We start from the raw sequence: 18,878 nt of genomic DNA, 5'->3' as shown, positions 1-18,878 counted from the left end.
GCTTCGTGACGACTTTCCGGTTGGGGCGACGGTCCGGCGCGGGCCGGGGGCGGCGGAAGGAACCACGGGAAGCGCGACTCTCCGGTGTCTGTTGCGTTGCGAAATTGTGAAAAGGCGCCGGGCCGCCGCTTGACAGCCGCGCGCCGGGCTCACACTGTGCACACGAACGGCTGGGGTGCCTGCCGCAAGGCGGGCTGAGACCACACCCATCGAACCTGATCTGGGTCATGCCAGCGAAGGGAGCCAAGCGTTCGAGGCTGTGCCGCCGCTACCCCCCTGGCCTCCTCGTCCTCGCGCGGTTCTTCGCCGGGCAGGAGGAGACACATCCATGCGGCGCTTCCTTTCCATCCTCTCGGCAACGGTCTTTTCTGCGTCCCTCCTGTCCGGTGCGGCGCGGGCGGGTGAGGCCTCGGTCCCCGTGTTGGTGCCGCTGACCGGCTTCCTGTCGCTGGAAGGCACGAGCCAGCGCAACGGCGCCGTCCTGGCGCTGAAGGACGCGCCCGCGGGTGTCGCGGTGCGGTCGGAGGTGATCGACACCGGCACCTCGCCGGAGGCCGCGGTCACGGCGCTGGAGCGCGCGGCGGGCGGCAAGGTCACGGCGGTGGCGGCCAGCATGCTGGGCACGCAGATGCTGGCGATGCTGCCGCTGGCCCAGGATTACGGCATTCCGCTGGTCACCGTGTCGGGCACGGCGAGCATCACCGACCAGGGCAACCCCTGGGTCTTCCGCTTCTTCCCCGGCGACGCCGTGACCAAGGAGGCCCACGCCCGCTATGTGACGGAGGAGTTGGGCAGGAAGCGCCCGGCGGTGATCTATCAGACGACCGCCTACGGACAGAGCGGCAAGGCCCATCTGGAGCAGGCTTTCAAGAAGCTCGGCGTCGAGCCGGTGTTCGAGGAGGGGGTGGACCCCGCCGCCAAGGATCTGCTGCCGGTCCTGACCAAGGCGCTGGCCGCCAAGCCCGACGTGCTGGTGCTGCACCTGCATTCCGGCCCGACCGCCCTGTTCATCCGGCAGGCGGCGGCCAACGGGGTGGCGGTGCCGATCGTCGCCGGCTCCGCCATGCACCAGCCGAGCACCGCAGCGCTTCTGGAACCGGCCGAGTTGAAAGGCGTTTGCGCCGAGACGGCGGCCTCGCCGATCTCCGGCGGCAGCCCGGAGGTGGAGGCCTTCACCGCCGCCTACCGCGCCGCCTTCAACGCGGAACCCGACGCCTTCGCGCTCGGCCAGTATGACGGGATCCGCATGGTGCTGGCGGCGGTGCAGGGCGGTGCGGACAGCCCGGAGGCGGTGCGCAAGGCCCTGTCCACCGGAACCCACCAGGGGCTCGCCATGACCTACAAGTCGGACGGCAAGGGCAACATGGCGCATTCCGCGGTGATCGTCTGCTACGACGGCGTCTCGCGTGTGCCGGCGATCGCCAAGCGGTACGACAACCTGACCGGCGTGGTGACCGGCATGGTGAAGTGAGCGGGCCTTGATCACCCTGCAGCTTCTTGTCAACGGCCTCGCCCTGGGTGCGGCCTACGCGCTGGTCGCGCTGGGCTTCGTGCTGGTGCTGAACGCCACCGCGGCGGTGAATTTCGCGCAGGGCGATCTCGTGATGGCCGGCGGGCTGCTCGGCGTGGCGCTGGCGCCGCATCTGCCGGGTTATCTGCCGCTGCCCGGACTGCTTCTGCTGCCGGTGGTGCTGGTCCTGATGGCCGGGCTGGGGCTGCTGCTGGCGGCTGCGGCCTACCTGCCGCTGCGCCGCCGCCCGCCGGTGGCGGTCTTCATCAGCACCATCGCGGCGGGCATCATCCTGCAGAACGGCGCCTCCGTTCTGTTCGGGCCGGAACCACGGGCGGCACCGCCGCTGCTGAGCGGGGGAACGCTCGACCTAGGCGGGCTGGTGGTGGCGGAGCAGTCGCTGGCGATCATCGCCGTCGCCGCTCTGCTGATCGCCGGGCAGCAGTGGCTGTTCGGGCGGACCCAACTTGGCCGCCGCCTGCGCGCCACGGCGCAGGACCCGGAGATGGCGCGGGCCTGCGGCGTGCCGGTGACGGCGATGATCCTGATCACCTTCGCGCTGGGCACCGCCTTCGCCGGGGCGGCGGGGTTGCTGCTCGCCAACCGCTACTTCGTCACCCCCACGGCGGGCGGCGACCTGATCCTGAAAGCCTACATCGCCGTGACCATCGGCGGCTGGGGCTCCGTTCCCGGCGCGGTGGCCGGCGCGCTGCTGATCGCGCTGTTCGAGGTGGGGGTGTCGTCGGTTCTGTCCTATCCGGTGGCGCTGGGGCTGCTCTACGCGACGCTGCTGGTCATCCTGGTCGCCCGTCCGCAGGGGCTGTTCGGTGAGGCGGCGCGGCGCCGTGCGTAGGATCGTGCATAAGGTGTGGGCGCTTGCCCCCACCCTGACCCTCCCCCGCTGGGCGGGGGAGGTGATTGGGGGCGCGGTGCTGGTGGCGTACGCGCTGCTGTACGCGTCGCCGTACGGGTTGCGCGTGCTGACGGTGGCGGGGGTGTACGCGCTGGCCGCCATCGGGTTCCAGATCGTCTTTGGACTTGGCGGGGCGCTGTCGCTGGCCCACGGCGCCTTTTTTGGGATCGGGGCCTACGCCACCGGCATTCTGGGCAGCCAGTGGGGGTGGGGCTTCGCCGCGACCTTCCCGGTGTCTCTTCTGGTGCCGCTGCTGCTGGCCCTGCTGGTCGGGCTGCCGGTGCTGCGGCTGGAATCCCATTACTTCGCGCTGGCGACGCTGGGCATCGCGCAGGTCGTCCATCTGCTGGCGGTCAACAGCCCCGCCCTGACCGGCGGCGCCAACGGGCTGCCGGGCGTGCCGGGCATCGTCCTGTTCGGCTGGGCGGTGCCGCGCGGGCTGCCGCTGGCGGCGGTGGTCTGGGGCTTCGTGGCGCTGGGCGGGCTGCTCGCCTGGAGGCTGGCGCGCGGGCGCTGGGGACGGGCGCTGACTCTGGTTCGCGACGACCCGCTGGCGGCGGGAACGCTGGGTCTGGACGTCGGCGGGCTGCGGTTGGCCGCCTTTGCGCTGAGCGCCGTCTATGCCGGGGCGGCAGGCGCCCTGGCGGTGCACACCCAGCGCGTCGTCTCGCCGGAGGTGCTCGAGTTCCCCGTCATGGTCTCCGTCCTCACCATCGCCGTGGTCGGCGGGCGCGGGCGGGTGGCCGGGGCGATCCTGGGGGCGGTGCTGCTGCTTCACCTGCCGGAGTGGTTCCGCTTCCTGGAGCGCAGCTATCTGATCGTCTACGGCGTGGCGCTGCTCGCCACCACCGTGCTGGCGCCGCATGGGCTGACCGGCCTGCTCGACCGGCTGCTGCCGGCCCACCCGGCACCCTTGCCGAAGCCCGTTGCGCCGCCGGAGGCGGCTGTCGCGCGGGGGCCGTTGCTGCGGGTGGAGGGGCTGACCAAGGGTTTCGGCGGGGTACGGGCGGTGGACGGCGTGTCGCTGACGCTGGAGGCCGGGACCATCACCGGGCTGATCGGCCCCAACGGCTCCGGCAAGACGACGCTGGTCAACCTGATCTCCGGCCTGGAGACGCCGGACGGCGGGCGGGTGATGATGGGCAATTCGGATATGGCGGGACAGCGGCCCGACCGCATCGCCCGCGCCGGGATCGCCCGGACCTTCCAGGCGGTCAGCCTGCCGGAGGGCGCCAGCGTCCTGGCCGCCGTGGCCGCGGCGCGGCTGGAGCGCGACGGCTCGATCGCCTTGGCCGAGGCGCACGCCCTGTGGGCGCTGGAGCGGCTGGGCGCTGCGGACCTCGCCGCCAAACCCTGCGCCGGCCTGCCCGCGGCGCTGCGCCGCCGGGTGGAACTGGCCCGTGCGCTGGCCCGCCAGCCCGCCGTTCTGCTGCTTGACGAGCCGGCGGCGGGGCTGACCGACGGGGAGAAGGCGGAACTGGCCGGTCACCTGCGCGCCATCGCCGCCACCGGCACCGCGCTGCTGGTTGTGGAGCACGACATGGGCTTCCTGCTGCCGCTCGCCGGCCATGTGCTGTGCCTCGACCAGGGCCGCCCGCTCTACGCCGGCCCGCCGGAGGGGGTGCGCAGCGATCCGGCCGTGGTCGCCGCCTATCTGGGAGAGGGTGCATGATGAGCGAGCCCCTGTTGCAGGTCGAGGGGCTGACCGCCGGCTATGGCGGGGCGGTCACCGTGGACCGCCTGTCGCTGTCCGTCGCGACGGGGGAGGCGGTGGCCCTGCTGGGCGCCAACGGAGCGGGTAAGTCGACACTGCTCAAGGCCATCCTCGGCCTCGTCCCGGCGATGGGTGGGCGGGTCCGGATGGCGGGGGAAGATATCGGCGCCCTCGCCCCGGAACGGCGGGTGCGCCGCGGCCTGGGTTATGTGCCGGAGGGACGGCGCGTCTTCCCCGGCATGACCGTGCGCGACAATCTGGAGGTGGCGAGCCGGCTGGGCCGGGCCGAGCGCGCCCGCGACCTGGAGCGCGCCTTCGCCCTGTTCCCAGCGCTGGAGGGCAAGGCGGAGGAACGGGCGTGGCGTCTGTCCGGCGGGCAGCAGCAGATGCTGGCGGTGGGCCGCGCGCTGATGGGCCGCCCGCGGGTCCTGCTGCTCGACGAGCCGTCGCTCGGCCTGTCGCCCAAGCTGGCGGGGGAGGTCTTCGCCGCCGTCCGCGCCATTGCCGCGACCGGAACGGCGGTTCTGGTCGCCGAGCAGAGCGCCGCCCGCGCCCTGTCCGCCGCCGGGCGCGTTGTCCTGCTACGGCTCGGCCGGGCGGTGCACGACGGGCCGGTGGAAGCCCTTCCGGCCGACGCGCTGCGGGACGCCTTTCTGGGCGGCTGATTTCAGTGCGGAGGGTGGCGCCGGACGCAATTCGGCATTGCGGCAACAGGGCGGGATCTTTGTCGTGACTTTCTCGTCTTGCGCTTGCCGATCCCAAACGGCGGGGCTAGCTTCCGGCGTCGCCCTGCCCGTAAGGATTACCTCTGCCATGCTGGACAAAGCCGTCGCTGCTGCACTCTCCTCCCTTCTTCTGCTGGGCGCCGCCGCCGCCCACGCCGATGGGGCGCAGGTGGCGGAGCTGGTCCCCGTGAACCCGCCGACCATGTATTACCCGGCACCGTCCTCCGGACCCGCGCCGGCGCCCCGCACCGTCGCTCCTTCGGCGCCGTCGGCTCCGGCCGCTGCCGACCCGAATGAAAAGACCGGGCCGGCCGAGCTTGAGGACGGCTGGGAAGGTGGCCCGTCGCGCGACCGGGATGGCAAGTTCGCCTATTGCGCCATCGAGGGCCGCTTCGACACCGGCCATGTCCTGATGATCGCGCGCAACGTCAAGGGCGAGGTCAACCTGGGCATGGGCATCCCGGGCGCCGAGTTGCCGAACGGCGAGCAGTGGAAGGTCAAGGTCGTGGTGGACGGCAAGCTGACGCGCGAACGGCGCGCGCTGGCGCCCAAGCCGGACATGCTGGTCATCCCCAACGGCAAGGACGAGGAGCTTTACACCGCCCTGATGAACGGCAAGGAGGTGGTCTTCGCCTCCGACGCCGACCGCATGGCCTTCGCGCTGAAGGGCACCAAGAAGGTGCTCACCGACCTGAAGACCTGCGTGGACAAGGCCGGCGCCGTTCCGCCCATCGACACCCGCACCAAGAAGGTTGCGACCCGCCCCGACGAGCTGCCGGAAGGGCTGGCCGACCTGCTGAAGGCGGCCGGCGTGCGCGACGTCAAGCGCGTGTCGCTGGAAAACGTGCCGAAGGGCGAGCGTCCCGCCGACATGGCTTGGCGCATCGGCCCGATCGTCGGCGGCATCCGCGAGCGGATGGTGGAAGAAGGGTCCAAGCTGGAGGATCTGTCCGCCGGCTACGTCGACGCGATGAAGAAGCGCTGCGAGGGCGGCACGCCGACCGCGTCGCTGAGCGCCGTCGAGGACCTGCCTGGCCTGACGCTGCGCACCGGCTCGGTCGATTGCGCGCTGAAGGAGGGCAAGATGCACGTCTCGCTGACCTTCTTCCTGTCGCCCGGCCGCCTGTTCACCATCCTGTTCCACGAGGCGCAGGAGGCCGACATCGGGCTGGCCGACAAGGTGCGCGACAATCTGGCGGAGGTGCTGCGGCGCCTCGCCGTGAACCCACCCTCCGCCCAGCCGTCCGGTGCCTCTCCGGCGCCGGCCCAGACGGGCAAGCCCTAAGGGGGTAGGTCCGCGCCGCGCGGTTGACGGCGCGGATGCAGGGCACACATTGACCGGCATGCCGGACGACATGACGGGAATCCGGGGCGCCGCGGGGGATGCGGCCGGCGCCCTGACCAGAGCACAAAACCCCGGCCGGCGGTTCCTCAGGGTGCTGACACGGCGGAGCCTGCGCGACAGCGTGCTGGGTGTGCTGATGCTCGCCGGGGCCATCGGCGCCGGGGTCGGGCTGGCCGTGGCCCTGCTGCACGAGACCGTGGTCTGGACGCAATCCTTCGTCTTTTCGGTCGCCCACGGGCAGGGCTTGGGCGCGGCCGCGCTGGCCGACCCCTGGCGGACCCTGCTGGTCCCCGCCGTCGGCGGCCTGCTGCTCGGCGTGATGGTGAAGCTGGTGCGGCGCTGGCGCTCCAACGACATCGTCGACCCCGTCGAGGCGAACGCGCTCTACGGCGGCAAGATGTCCCTGATCGACAGCCTGCGCCTGACGCTCGCGACCCTGCTGTCCAACGGCTCCGGCGCGTCGGTGGGGATGGAGGCGGCCTACACCCAGGCGGGGGCGGGCATCGCCTCGACGCTCGGGCAGAAGCTCCATCTGCGGCGGGCGGACCTGCGCACGCTGGTCGGCTGCGGGGCGGCGGCGGCCATCTCCGCCGCCTACGGCGCGCCGTTGGCCGGCGCCTTCTACGCCTTCGAGCTGGTCATGGGCGGCTACACCATCGCCACGCTGGCCCCGATCGGGGCAGCCTCGGTCGCCGCGGTGGCAGTGGCCCATTGGCTGGCCGACCCGTCCCCGGCCCTGTTCTTCGGCCGCCCGGTGGCGGTGGAGGGCTGGGACTATGTCGCCTGCGGGGTCCTCGGCTTCCTGGCGGGCTGGCTCAGCATCCTCGCCATGCAGGCGGTGACGGTGGCGGAGCGCGGCTTCCGCGCCTTGCCCATCCCCGTCTGGGGGCGCCCGGCGCTTGGCGGCCTCGCCCTGGGCGCGCTGGCTCTGGCGGTGCCGCAGGTGCTGGGCGCCGGACCCGGCGCCGACCCGTCGCAATTGGCCCGCGGGCTGGAGGCCATGGCGGTCCTGCTGGTTGCCAAGATCGTCGCGTCGGCCCTGTCACTCGGTTCCGGGTTCCGCGGCGGTCTGTTCAGCGCCTCGCTGCTTCTTGGCGGGTTGTTCGGCGGGCTGGCCTATGGTGTGGTCGAGCTGCTGGTGCCGGGGCTGGGGCTCGACCGGATGCTGCTGGTGCTGGCCGGCATGGGTGCGGTGGCGGCGGGCATCATCGGCGCGCCGGTCACCATGGTGCTTCTGGTGCTGGAGGCGACGCAGGACTTCTGGGCGGCGTCCGGCGTGCTGATCGGCGTGGTGGTGTCGACCACCGTGGTCCGCCAGGCCTTCGGCTACTCCTTCGCGACGTGGCGCTTCCACCTGCGCGGCGTGCCGATCCGCGGCGCCTACGACGTCGGCTGGGTGTCGGAGCTGACGGCGATGCGGCTGATGCGCGGCGACGTGAAGACGATCCTGACCACGCAGACCCTGGACACGCTGCGCCGCCTGCACCCATTGGGCGCCGCCAAGACCGTCTTCGCGGTGGAGCCGGACGGCTCCTACGCCGGCATCATCGACATGGGCGCCGTGCACGACCCGTCGCTCGGCGACGAGGACGCGAAGACGCCGGTGGGCGAGCTGGCCAAGCACGCCGACGACTTCCTGCGGCCGGGCGACGACGTGCGCAGCGTGCTCCAGCGCTTCTGCAGCGCCGAGGTGGAGGCCCTGCCGGTCGTGACGTCGCCCACCGACCGCCGGATCGTCGGCTACGTCACCGAGGCCTACGCCCTGCGTCGCTACAGCCAGGAGCTGGAGCGGCAGCGCGGCGAGGAGCTGGGCGAACGCAGCCTCTACGGGCGGGACTGACCGCTGTGCCTTGGGGTGGCGGTCAGTACATCTCCGGCACCCAGTTCTGCTTCGACTTCTTCGGCCGCTTGTAGCCGTCGTCGCTCTGCCGCGGCGGCAGATCCAGCTCCACCGGGGCGATATCCTGGTAGGGGATCCGCTGCAACAGGTGGTGGATGCAGTTCAGCCGCGCCTTCTTCTTGTCGTCGGCGTCGACGATGTACCAGGGCGTCAGCTTCTTGTCGGTGTGCTCCAGCATGGCGTCCTTGGCCTTGGAGTACTCGACCCAGTGCTTGCGCGATTCGAGGTCCATCGGGCTGAGCTTCCAGCGCTTGATCGGGTTGCGCATCCGTTCGGTGAAGCGCTTCTCCTGCTCCTCGTCGCTGACCGAGAACCAGTATTTGATCAGGATGATGCCGGACTGGACCAGCATCTCCTCGAACAGCGGGCAAGCGCGCAGGAACTCCTGGTACTCCGCGTCGGTGCAGAAGCCCATGACATGCTCGACGCCGGCGCGGTTGTACCAGCTCCGGTCGAACAGGACGATCTCACCCTTGGCGGGAAGCTGCGCCACGTAGCGCTGGAAATACCATTGCCCGCGCTCCTTCTCCGTCGGCGTGCCGAGCGCCACGATCCGGCAGACGCGGGGGTTGAGGCTTTCGGTAATGCGCTTGATGACGCCGCCCTTGCCGGCGGCGTCGCGCCCCTCGAACAGCACGCAGACCTTCAGGCCGTTGACCCGCACCCATTCCTGCAGCTTGATCAACTCGAACTGCAGCCGGGCCAGCTCGTCGATGTATTTGACCTTCTTGCCGCCCTTCGACGGCTTGCCGCCGCCCAACTCGCGCCAGTGGGCTTCGATGGCCGCGGCCTCCTTGGCGTCGCGCAGCACCTCGCCGCCGGTGGCCGGCACACCGAGCCCGAGGTCCTTCAGCTTTAGCGCCTTGCGCTTCTTCCGCGGCTTCTCCTCCACCCCGGCACCCGTCTTGACCTCGTCCATCGAACGCACCCTGCTTATTGTTTTACCCGCCAACCAACGCTAGGAGATGCCGGCGCGTCAGGCAACCGCCCGTGCGGGCACCGCGACGAAGTGACCAAGGCCAAGGGCGCCAGGGGGGACGGTCAGTCCTTCTCTTTGGTGTCGAATGTCAGGTGGACGCCCAGAACCTCTGCGGCGATCCGGGCGACGGTCAGGTCGATGGGCGGCGGCGCGACGTTGACGCCGCGGCTCAGCGCCTCCGTCACGATCTCCATCACCTTCAGGCGGGCGTGCCATTTGGAATTGGCGGGGACTGCCTGCCAGGGCGCCGTCTCGGTCGAGGTCTTGTCGAACATCGCCTCGATGGCCTTGCTGTAGTCGTCCCAGCGGGCGCGGTTGCGCAGATCCTCCTCGGTCAGCTTCCAGCGCTTGTAGGGGTTGCTCAGCCGCTCGCGAAAGCGGTTGAGCTGCTCGTCGGGCGTGATGTGCATGAAGATCTTGATGATGCGGACCCCGTCGTCGGTCAGCATCTTCTCGAACTGGTTGATCTCGTCGTAGGCGCGCTTCCACTGCTCCTTGTCGGCGAAGCCCTCCACCCGCTCCACCAGCACGCGGCCGTACCAGGAGCGGTCGAAGATGGCGAAGGTGCCGGGGGCGGGCAGCTTGGTCCAGAAGCGGTAGAGGTAGTGCTTGCCCTGCTCGTCCGCCGCCGGGGCGCCGATCGGCCAGACGTGGAAGCCGCGGGGGTCGAGCGGTTCGGTCAGGCGGCGGATGCAGCCGCCCTTGCCGGCGGCGTCCCAGCCCTCGAACACCAGGATGGCGCGGCGCTTCTCGTGCCAGTAGGTCTGCTGGATGTGCAGCAGGTCCTTCTGGAGTTTGGCGAGGCGGCGTTCGTAGTCGTCCTTGCTGCCGATGCCCTCCGCCGTCATATCGAGCTTGTCGAGACGGATCTTGCCGTTTCCGTTGCCCATGCACGCACCTTTCGAAATGTCTGGCCCAAGTTTCAGATTTCGGAACCTTCGCGCTTCGCAGGGGTTGAGCGCGTGCGCCCCGCAGGGCGCGCGTTGCAACCTCGCGATGGTCCTTCCGGTGATGGTCCTTCGGCCGGTGACGGTCTTCTGGACGATCCACGGGTGGCGCCACGCTTGTCAACCAGCGGCGACCGGCTGGCGTGCCGCTGCCGACCAGGAGGATTTCCCCGATGGCCACCGCCGGACCGCGCATCTACAACCTGTTTCCCACGCTCGTCGGCCCGATGCGCGACTGGGCCGGGCATCTGCCCCGCATCCAGGGCATGGGCTTCGACTGGCTGTTCCTGAACCCGATCCATTATCCCGGCTTCTCGGGCAGCCTCTACGCCGTGAAGGACTATTACCGGCTGCACGACCGCATCCAGGGCGGCGCGCCGGAGCATCCGGACGAGCTGCTGCGCGGCTTCATCGCCGAGGCCGGGCGGCATGGCCAGTCGGTGATGCTCGACCTCGTCATCAACCACACCGCCAAGGACGCGATCCTGGTCGGCGAGCATCCGGACTGGTACCGGCGCGATTCCAGCGGCGACCTCTACAGTCCGCGCGCCGTCGATCCGGTGGACCCATCGCGGGTGACCATCTGGGGCGACCTCGCCATGCTCGACTACGAGCGGGCGGATGTCCGGGCGGGCCTGACCGACTATTGGACCCGCTATTTGCGCCATTACATCGGCCTCGGGGTAAAGGGCTTCCGCTGCGACGCCGCCTACCAGATCCCGGCGGAGGTGTGGAAGACGCTGATCGACCGCTCCCGCGAGGCCGATCCGGAGGTGAAGTTCTTCGCCGAGACGCTGGGTTGCACGGTGGAGCAGGTGCGCGACCTGTGCGGGGCGGGTTTCGACTTCCTGTTCAACAGCGCCAAATGGTGGGACTTCAAGTCCGACTGGCTGCTCGACCAGTATGACGAGTTCCGCTGGATCGCCCCCTCCATCGCCTTCCCGGAAAGCCACGACACCGACCGTCTGGCGGCCGAGGTCGGCAGCCAGGACACCGAGCGGCTGGCCGCCCAGCTGAAGATGCACTACCTGTTCGCCGCCTCCTTCTCGACCGGCGTGATGATGCCGGTGGGGTACGAGTACGGCTTCACCCGCAAGCTGGACGTGGTGAGCACCACGCCGGACGATTGGGAGGACCCGAAGCTCGACCTGACCGGCTTCATCGGGGCGGTCAACGCGATGAAGGCGGACAGCCCGGCGCTGAATGTCGAAGGGCCGCAGCGGCGTGTCACCTCTCCCCACAATCCGGTGATCGGGCTGATCCGCGGCACCGGCGGCTGGGCCAACGGAAGCGGGGAGAGTTGCTCCGTCCTGCTCATCAACCCGGACGAGAACCAGCCCCATGCCATCGATCCCGGCCCGCTGCTGGCCAGCACCGGTGGCGGTTTCGCCGATTTCGAGGACGTGACCCCGGAGGCCGAACCGCTGCCCTTCGAGCCGGGCCGCGACCTGCGCCTGCGCCCGCTGGAGATGCGCGTCTTCCGCGCCCGCCCGGCGCAGAGCCGCCCCATCGAACTGAACCATCTGGGCGAACGCGGGGCGGAGCACGACGCCGGCACCCGCGCCTGGATGGACGAACTGGCCTCCCGCCGCGTCACCATCGAGAACGTCTATCCGGAGTTGGACGGCGGTCGTTTCCCGGTGAAGCGGGTGGTCGGCGACGTGATGGAGGTGTGGGCGGACATCTACACCGACGGCACCTTCGTCCTGGGCGCCGCCGTCACCTACCGCCCGGTCGACGAGGAGGAATGGCGCGAGGTGCCCATGACCTTCGTCGACAACGACCGCTGGGTGGGCAAGCTTCCGCTGACCCGCAACACGCGCTACCAATACAGCATCCTGGCGTGGCGCGACGTCTGGGAGAGCTGGCGCGCCGACTTCAAGAAGAAGCACGACGTCGGGATGGACGTGAGCCTGGAACTGATCGAAGGCCGCCGCTTCGTCGAGCACGCGGTCGGGCAGAATGAAGGCGAGGGCCGTGCCGCGCTGGAGCGGGTGGTGGAGCGGATGACCAGCCTCCATGGGCCGGAGCTGATCGCCTACGCCCTGTCGGACGAACCGCGCCACGCCATGGCGAAGTATGGCGAGCGGCAATATCTGTCCCGCTACGGCTGCGACCTGGAGGTCTATGTGGACCGCACCGCGGCCCGCTACTCCGCGTGGTTCGAGATCTTCCCGCGCTCGGCCTCGCCGGACCCGTCGCGGCCCGGCACCTTTGACGACGTGTCGACCATGCTGCCCTTCATCCGGGGCATGGGCTTCGACGTGCTGTACTTCCCGCCGATCCACCCGATCGGGCGCAGCTTCCGCAAGGGACGCAACAACACGCTGAACCCCGGCCCGAACGATCCCGGTGTACCCTACGCCATCGGCGCGACGGAGGGCGGGCACGCCGACATCGACCCGATGATCGGCGACTTCGACGGCTTCCGCCGGCTGGTCAAGGAGGCGCGGCGGCACGGCATCGAGATCGCGCTGGACTTCGCCGTCCAGTGCTCCCCCGACCATCCCTGGATCAAGTCGCACCCGCAATGGTTCTACTGGCGCCCCGACGGCACGATCCGTTACGCCGAGAACCCGCCGAAGAAGTACCAGGACATCGTCAACGTCAGCTTCTACCGCGAGGCCTATCCGGACCTGTGGTACGCGCTGCGCGACGTCGTGCTGTTCTGGTGCGACGAGGGGGTGCGCATCTTCCGCGTCGACAACCCGCACACCAAGCCCTTCCCCTTCTGGGAATGGATGATCCGCGAGGTGCAGGACCGCTTCCCCGACGCGCTGTTCCTGGCCGAGGCCTTCACCCGGCCCAAGCTGATGCGGCGGCTTGCGAAGATCGGCTTCACCCAGTCCTACAGCTACTTCACGTGGCGCAACACCAAGGCGGAACTGACCGAGTATCTGACGGAGCTGACCCAGGGCGAGTCCAAGGACTACATGCAGCCCAACTTCTTCGCCAACACGCCGGACATCCTGCCGCCGATCCTGGTCCATGGCGGCCGGCCGGCGCATATGATGCGCGCCGTGCTGGCCGGCACCTTGTCGGGCGTCTACGGTCTCTACGCCCCGTATTTCGTCTGCGAGGCCGACCCCTATCCAGGCAAGGAGGAGTACAACCACTCCGAAAAATACGAGATCCGGCACTGGGACTGGAACAAGCCCGGCAACATCGTCGACTACGTGACGCGGCTGAACAAGATCCGCGCGGAGAACCCGGCGCTCCACAAATTCACGAACCTGAAGTTCTACAACGCCTATGACGACAACATCCTGCTCTACGGCAAGATGACGGAGAGCAAGGACAACGTCATACTGATCGCGGTGAACCTCGACCCGCACAACGGCCATGGCGGCACCATCGAAGTTCCGCTGTGGGAGTTGGGGTTGGACGACGGCGCCCATGTCCAGGTGGAGGATCTGTTCACCGGCCAGCGCTTCACCTGGATCGGCAAGTTCCAGCATGTCTGGCTGGACCCGCAGCAGAACCCGGCGGCGATCTGGCGCATCCGTCCGCCGGGGCGGTAAGGGAAAGGGGGCGCGTAGGGCCCCCACCCAAACCCTCCCCCGCTTTGCAGGGGAGGGCTTAACTCCTCCCCCTGCGCAGCGGGGGGAGGTCGGGAGGGGGGCTCGTAGCAACCACTCCCCCATCACCACCTCACCGAAACGCTGGCATTCCCGCCCAGCCCAAGCTAGAACCGCGCCGGTCCGTGACGGTTCTTCCTGGCAGGGGACGGGTGCAGTACCGACTCGACGACGAGGCGTCCCTGTGTTCGATCGACATCCTGGCTCAGGCGGTCGAGCGCATCTGCGTCAAAGGCGTGCTGGAGTTGCGCATGCTGCGCAACGCGCTCCACGAGGCGGCCACAAGCCCGACCCCCGACGCGGTGAAGTTCGCCTTTGCCATGTTCTCGCGGGTGGACCGCGACTATCGCCGCCTGATCGCGCACGAGGCGCTGACCCTCGCGACCGAGCAACGGGGGCGTTACGCCGCCCCCCGGCCGCGGGCGGTGCGCCGCCCGCGGATGCTGTGATAGGCCACTGTTCTCAGGCCACCGCCGGTTCGAAATCCATGGCGGGCGACACCAGCCGTTCCACCGCCGGGCGGGCGAACAGATAGCCCTGCATCAGCGTGATCCCCAGATCGCGCAGCGCCTTTGCCTCGCCGGGCGTTTCGATGCCCTCGGCCACCGGGGTGATGCCGAGATCGCGGCACACGGTGAGGATCGCGCCGACGATGCTGCGGCGGGTGCGGTCGGTGTCGATCGAGCGTGTCAGTTCCATGTCCAGCTTGATGATGTCCGGCTGGAATTCGGCGAGCAGGTTCAGGCCGGAATAGCCCGAGCCGAAATCATCGATGGCGGTGTGGAAGCCCTGGCGCTTGTATTCGGTGAAGATGGCCTTCAGATGGGCGCCGTCGACGACCCGCTCGTTCTCCGTCACCTCGAAGATGATGCGCTCCGGCGGGAAACCGGTGCGCTTGGCGGCGGCCAGCGTGGCGCGGATACAGGCTTCGGGCTGGTAGACGGCGTTGGGAAGGAAATTGATCGACAGCCGGGTGTCGGGCTGCTGGCCCATGCCGAGGCTGGCGGCCAGCTCGATGGCCTTGACCCGACAGGCCTGATCGAAGGCGTAGCGGTTCGCCTCGGTCACCTGACCCAGCACCCAGCCCGCCCCCTGGCCGTCGAGGCCGCGCACGAGCGCCTCGTGCGCCCACGGCCGCCCCCCGCCGAGCCCATCACCGACATCGACGATCGGCTGGAAGGCCATGGTGAAGTCGAACCCCAATCCCTCGGCGCACTGCCCGCCGCACTTTCCGCCCCTGATCTGCTCCGCCGTCATGCCCGTTTCTTTCGTGGGGTTATGCTAAATCTAACTCTTTATAGTACGTATATTGTCTCAAATTTATTCAAAGCAAGGTGTGACATCGGGTTTGGAAATAGGGCCTATGACGTCATTACTCCGTTCTTCATTGTTCGGGTTTTGGTTATTCAGCGGCGGCTTTGCTTCGGGCCTGGATCGCCGTCCACACGGAGAGCGGGGTCGCCGGCATGTCGATGTGGTGGATGCCGTAGTCCGACAGCGCGTCCACCAGGGCGTTGATGACCGCAGGCGGCGCGCCGATGGCCCCGGCCTCGCCGGCGCCCTTCATGCCCAGCGCGTTGGTGGTGCTGGGCACGCAGTTCAGCTTGATGCGGATGTCCGGCACGTCCACCGCGCGCGGCATCTGGTAGTCCATGAAGGAGCCACTGAGCAGCTGGCCGCTGTCCGGGTCGAAGACCACCCGCTCCTGAAGCGCCTGCCCGATGCCCTGGGCGACGCCCCCATGGACCTGACCCATGACCAGCAGCGGGTTCACCACCGTCCCGAAATCGTCCACGACGGTGTAGCCGACGACCTCGACCTCCCCGGTGTCGGGATCGACCTCGACCTCCGCCACGTGGCAACCGTTGGGGAAGGTGTTGGCCGGCGGAGTCCAGCGGGCCACCTCGGTGAAGGCGATGGGGCCTTGGGCGGCGGCTTTGGCGGCCACCTCCTTGAAGGAGACGCTGCGGTCGGTGCCGACGACGCTGAAGCGGCCCTCGACGAACTCAACGTCCACCGCGGCGGTCTCCAGCAGGTCGGCAGCGACCTCGGTCGCCTTGGTCACAACCCGCGCCGCGCCCTCGGCCAGCGCCGCCCCGCCCACCGGGACGGAGCGGGAGCCGCCGGTGCCGGCCCCCCAGGACACGCGGTCGGTGTCGCCCTGGATCACCTCCACATCCTCCGGCGGGACGCCCAGCCGGTCGGCGATGATCTGTTTATAGGCGGTCTCGTGGCCTTGGCCGTTGGTCTGGGTGCCGATCATCAGGACGATGCGCCCGTCGCCGTTGACCTGCACCGTCGCCTGCTCCGCTCCACCGCCCGCGCAGGCCTCGATGTAGGTGGCGATCCCGGCCCCGCGCAGCCTCCCGCGGGCTTTCGCCGCCGCCTTGCGGGCGGGCAGGCCGGCGTGATCGGACAGCTCCAGCCCGTCGCGCAGATTCTGCTCGAATTCGCCGGTGTCGTAGGTCTGGCCCATCGGGGTGGCGTAGGGCATGGCGGTGGGCGGGATGAAGTTGCGCCGCCGGATCTCCGCCGGGCCGAGGCCGGTGACGCGCCCGGCATGGTCGATCAGCCGCTCCAGCAGATAGGCCGCCTCCGGACGACCGGCGCCGCGGTAGGCATCCACCGGCTGGGTGTTGGTGAAGACGCCCTTCACCCGCACATAGACCGCCGGCGTGGTGTAGGAGCCGACGAGCATCGCCGACCCCGCGTCGGTCGGGATGAAGGGGCCATAGTTCGACAGGTAGGCCCCCAGGTTGGCGACGGTGTCCACCCGCAGCCCGAGGAAGCGCCCGTCGCCGTCCAGCGCCAGCCGGGCGCGGCTGACATGGTCGCGCCCGTGATCGTCGCTGAGGAAGCCCTCGGTCCGCTCCGCCGCCCATTTCACCGGCCGGTTCAGGCGGCGCGCGGCGAACAGGCAGACCATGTATTCCGGGTAGTTGAACAGCTTCATGCCGAAGCCGCCGCCGACGTCGGTGGTGACGACGCGGAATTTCGCTTCCGGCAGGCCGAAGAGCTGGGCGAACTGCTTGCGCAGCCCGTGCACGCCCTGGCTGGTGACGTAGATGACCAGCCGCCCGGTCTCCGCCTCCACCGCGGCGAGGCAGGCGCGGCCCTCCATCGGGTTGGCGACGACGCGGTTGTTGACGATCTCCAGCTCCACCACACGGGCGGCCTTGGCAATCGCCGACTCCACCGCCTCCTCCTCGCCCTGCTCCCAGTCGAAGCAGAGGTTGCCCGGCGCCTCGTCCCACACCTGCGGGCGGCCCGCCTCCAGCGCCTCCGCCGTCCCGGTGATGGCGGGCCGGTCGTCGTAATCGACCATCACCAGCTCCGCCGCGTCGCGGGCGGCGTCCAGTGTTTCGGCCACCACCACGGCGACCGGATCGCCGACATGGCGCACCCGTCCCTTGGCCAGCGCCGGGCGGGGCGGGGCGACGTAGGGGGAGCCGTCGCGCTGGGTCAGCGCCGCGGCGCAGGGAATCGGCTGGATGCCGTCCGCCTCCAGGTCCGCGACGGTGAAGACGCCGAGCACCCCCGGCTGCGCCGCCGCCTCCGCCGCGTCGATCCCGCGGATGTCGGCGTGGGCGTGGGGGGAGCGCACGAAGACCGCGTAGGTCTGGCCGGGAAGCGACACGTCGTCGGTGTAGCGCCCGCCGCCGGTCAGCAGGCGCGCGTCTTCGGTGCGGGGGACCGGCTGGCCGATACCGAACTTCATCATGGGGCGGGGTCTTTCCTGTTGCGCGGGCCTGTCGCGTGGAGAAACACCCGGAGAAGATAGGCGGAGCCTTGGCCGGCGAAAACCCTCGGTTGGGCATAAGCCGGCGGTGGCGTGGGGGCGTGGAGCCACCTATTCTTAGGCCATGTGCGGACGCATGATACTCGCCACGCCGGCCGCGGAGGTTCAGCGGCTGTTCGGCTTCCCCGAACTGCCGAACCTCCAGCCCCGCTGGAACGTGGCTCCCACCCAGCCGGTGCCCGCCGTGCGGCGGGAGGAGGATGGGCGCCATCTGGTCACCTTGCGCTGGGGCCTCGTCCCCTTCTGGGCGGACGACCCGTCTATCGGCGCGCGGCTGATCAACGCGCGCGGGGAGACGCTGGCCGAGAAGCCGTCCTTTCGGGAGGCCTTCCGCAAGCGGCGCTGCCTGGTTCCCGTGGACGGTTTCTATGAGTGGAAGGCCGAGGGCAAGCGCAAGCAGGGCTACGCCATCCGCCGCCGCGACCGCGCGCCCTTCGCCTTCGCCGGCTTGTGGGAGCGCTGGAACGGCCCGAAGGGCGGCCCGGCCCCTGCGGAGCCCCTGGAGACTCTGACCATCGTCACCACCACGGCGAACGCGGTGCTGAAGCCGCTGCACGAGCGCATGCCGGTGATCCTGGACGAGACGGACTGGGACCTGTGGCTGGACCCCTCCGCCCCGCTGCCGGTGCTGGAGGGGCTTCTGAAGCCGGTGCCCGACGCGCTGCTGGAGGCCCATCCGGTGGGACCGCGCGTCAACAACGTGCGCAACGACGACGAGGCGTGCGCGGCTCCCTTGGACGATGCACCGCCCGATGATGCGCCGACCTTGCTCTGACTGGCGCAGCCTTTTAGTGGCGATTCTCCTCGTCGGCTCAACCGGAACGGTGTATGCCCAGGGAGGGACGACCAAAGGCAAGGTCGCCAACACCCCCAATGAAACGCTAAAAGGACAGGGTGTCGCCATGGAGGGCGATACACTTTCCATCAAGGGTGCACCGGTTCGCCTTATGGGGATCGACGCCCCCGACGTCGGGCAGAAATGCCGGAACCGTTACGGGCACGAACTCGATTGCTTCCGCATCGCCACCGCGGTGCTGGCCAGCCTGATCAAGGACCAGGAGGTGACCTGCACCATCGCCGAACGCGACCGCAACGGCCAGCAATTGGGTGAATGCCGGGTTCTCGGCGTCGATCTGGGGGCGGCCATGGTGGCGCGCGGCTGGGCCTTCGCCTACCGCAGCCTGTCGCCGGCGTATGCGTCCAGCGAGGCCTTCGCGCAGAGCCGCCGGTTGGGTCTGTGGGCGGGTCAGGTGGAGAAGCCCTGGCAGTGGCGGTCGCGCCAGCAGCGGGAGCAGGCGCGGTAGATCCTGCGGTCCGGTTCGGCCATCTGGCCTCTGCCAACGGGGGAAGGGGGACTCGGCCTTTTTTTCGGTTCGCCCTCCTTGGGGGGCGTGATAGTGTTTCAGAGTGTTAACAAGTTATTAATCAAGCCGACCGGCCAGCGCCCCTCGGTGCCGAAGGCCGGAAG

General features: G+C 69.5%; 14 protein-coding genes and 1 riboswitch. Of the genes, 10 read left to right on the top strand and 4 right to left on the bottom strand.

Annotated features, from left to right (window positions below; all coding sequences use genetic code 11):
* Positions 1 to 161: 161 nt before the first annotated feature.
* Positions 162 to 259: riboswitch (TPP riboswitch) on the top strand.
* 69 nt (positions 260 to 328) lie between these two features.
* The 6 genes from H1Q64_RS13410 to H1Q64_RS13385 all read left to right on the top strand — a co-directional run bounded on the left by H1Q64_RS13410 (position 329) and on the right by H1Q64_RS13385 (position 8,047).
* The gene (locus tag H1Q64_RS13410) at positions 329 to 1,471 is read left to right on the top strand and encodes an ABC transporter substrate-binding protein (RefSeq protein WP_237903877.1); all 1,143 of its coding nucleotides are present in this window, start codon (positions 329 to 331) and stop codon (positions 1,469 to 1,471) included.
* 7 nt (positions 1,472 to 1,478) lie between these two features.
* Positions 1,479 to 2,363 carry a branched-chain amino acid ABC transporter permease gene (locus H1Q64_RS13405; protein WP_014240019.1) on the top strand — a complete coding sequence of 295 codons (885 nt, stop codon included), beginning with the start codon at positions 1,479 to 1,481 and terminating at the stop codon, positions 2,361 to 2,363.
* On the top strand, positions 2,356 to 4,095 hold the full coding sequence (locus H1Q64_RS13400; protein WP_237903876.1) for an ABC transporter permease subunit: 1,740 nt from the start codon (positions 2,356 to 2,358) through the stop codon (positions 4,093 to 4,095). The genes H1Q64_RS13405 and H1Q64_RS13400 overlap by 8 nt, the downstream gene beginning before the upstream one ends.
* Positions 4,092 to 4,802: an ABC transporter ATP-binding protein gene (locus H1Q64_RS13395; RefSeq protein WP_237903875.1), complete on the top strand. Its 711-nt coding sequence runs from the start codon at positions 4,092 to 4,094 to the stop codon at positions 4,800 to 4,802. The genes H1Q64_RS13400 and H1Q64_RS13395 overlap by 4 nt, the downstream gene beginning before the upstream one ends.
* A 148-nt stretch (positions 4,803 to 4,950) precedes the next feature.
* The gene (locus tag H1Q64_RS13390) at positions 4,951 to 6,147 is read left to right on the top strand and encodes a hypothetical protein (protein WP_237903874.1); all 1,197 of its coding nucleotides are present in this window, start codon (positions 4,951 to 4,953) and stop codon (positions 6,145 to 6,147) included.
* 151 nt (positions 6,148 to 6,298) lie between these two features.
* A complete protein-coding gene (locus tag H1Q64_RS13385) occupies positions 6,299 to 8,047 on the top strand; it encodes a chloride channel protein (protein WP_237903873.1) in 1,749 nt (582 codons plus the stop codon).
* Positions 8,048 to 8,069: 22 nt separating this feature from the next.
* Here H1Q64_RS13385 and ppk2 read toward each other — a convergent pair whose 3' ends face one another.
* Positions 8,070 to 9,026: a polyphosphate kinase 2 gene (ppk2, locus tag H1Q64_RS13380; RefSeq protein WP_237903872.1), complete on the bottom strand. Its 957-nt coding sequence runs from the start codon at positions 9,024 to 9,026 to the stop codon at positions 8,070 to 8,072.
* 122 nt (positions 9,027 to 9,148) lie between these two features.
* Positions 9,149 to 9,976, bottom strand: coding sequence for a polyphosphate kinase 2 family protein (locus H1Q64_RS13375; protein ID WP_237903871.1), 828 nt, complete (start codon positions 9,974 to 9,976; stop codon positions 9,149 to 9,151).
* A gap of 230 nt (positions 9,977 to 10,206) precedes the next feature.
* Between H1Q64_RS13375 and H1Q64_RS13370 the strand changes: the two genes are divergently transcribed.
* Positions 10,207 to 13,554, top strand: a complete 3,348-nt coding sequence (locus H1Q64_RS13370) for a maltotransferase domain-containing protein (RefSeq protein WP_237903870.1) — start codon at positions 10,207 to 10,209, stop codon at positions 13,552 to 13,554.
* Between the two features lie 182 nt (positions 13,555 to 13,736).
* A complete protein-coding gene (locus H1Q64_RS13365; RefSeq protein WP_237903869.1) occupies positions 13,737 to 14,060 on the top strand; it encodes a hypothetical protein in 324 nt (107 codons plus the stop codon).
* Positions 14,061 to 14,073: 13 nt separating this feature from the next.
* Here the strand turns inward: H1Q64_RS13365 and H1Q64_RS13360 are convergent, their stop codons facing one another.
* Positions 14,074 to 14,868 carry an EAL domain-containing protein gene (locus tag H1Q64_RS13360; protein ID WP_237903868.1) on the bottom strand — a complete coding sequence of 265 codons (795 nt, stop codon included), beginning with the start codon at positions 14,866 to 14,868 and terminating at the stop codon, positions 14,074 to 14,076.
* Positions 14,869 to 15,013: 145 nt separating this feature from the next.
* The gene (locus tag H1Q64_RS13355) at positions 15,014 to 17,332 is read right to left on the bottom strand and encodes a xanthine dehydrogenase family protein molybdopterin-binding subunit (RefSeq protein WP_237903867.1); all 2,319 of its coding nucleotides are present in this window, start codon (positions 17,330 to 17,332) and stop codon (positions 15,014 to 15,016) included.
* A 154-nt stretch (positions 17,333 to 17,486) separates the two neighbouring features.
* Between H1Q64_RS13355 and H1Q64_RS13350 the strand changes: the two genes are divergently transcribed.
* On the top strand, positions 17,487 to 18,185 hold the full coding sequence (locus H1Q64_RS13350) for an SOS response-associated peptidase (RefSeq protein WP_237903866.1): 699 nt from the start codon (positions 17,487 to 17,489) through the stop codon (positions 18,183 to 18,185).
* 172 nt (positions 18,186 to 18,357) lie between these two features.
* Complete coding sequence (locus H1Q64_RS13345; RefSeq protein WP_211108750.1) at positions 18,358 to 18,714, top strand: thermonuclease family protein; 357 nt, start codon at positions 18,358 to 18,360, stop codon at positions 18,712 to 18,714.
* Positions 18,715 to 18,878 lie beyond the last annotated feature (164 nt).

This window comes from Azospirillum brasilense (assembly GCF_022023855.1).
Classification (GTDB): Bacteria; Pseudomonadota; Alphaproteobacteria; order Azospirillales; family Azospirillaceae; genus Azospirillum; species Azospirillum brasilense_F.
This window is presented reverse-complemented; position numbering and strand designations above follow the sequence as displayed.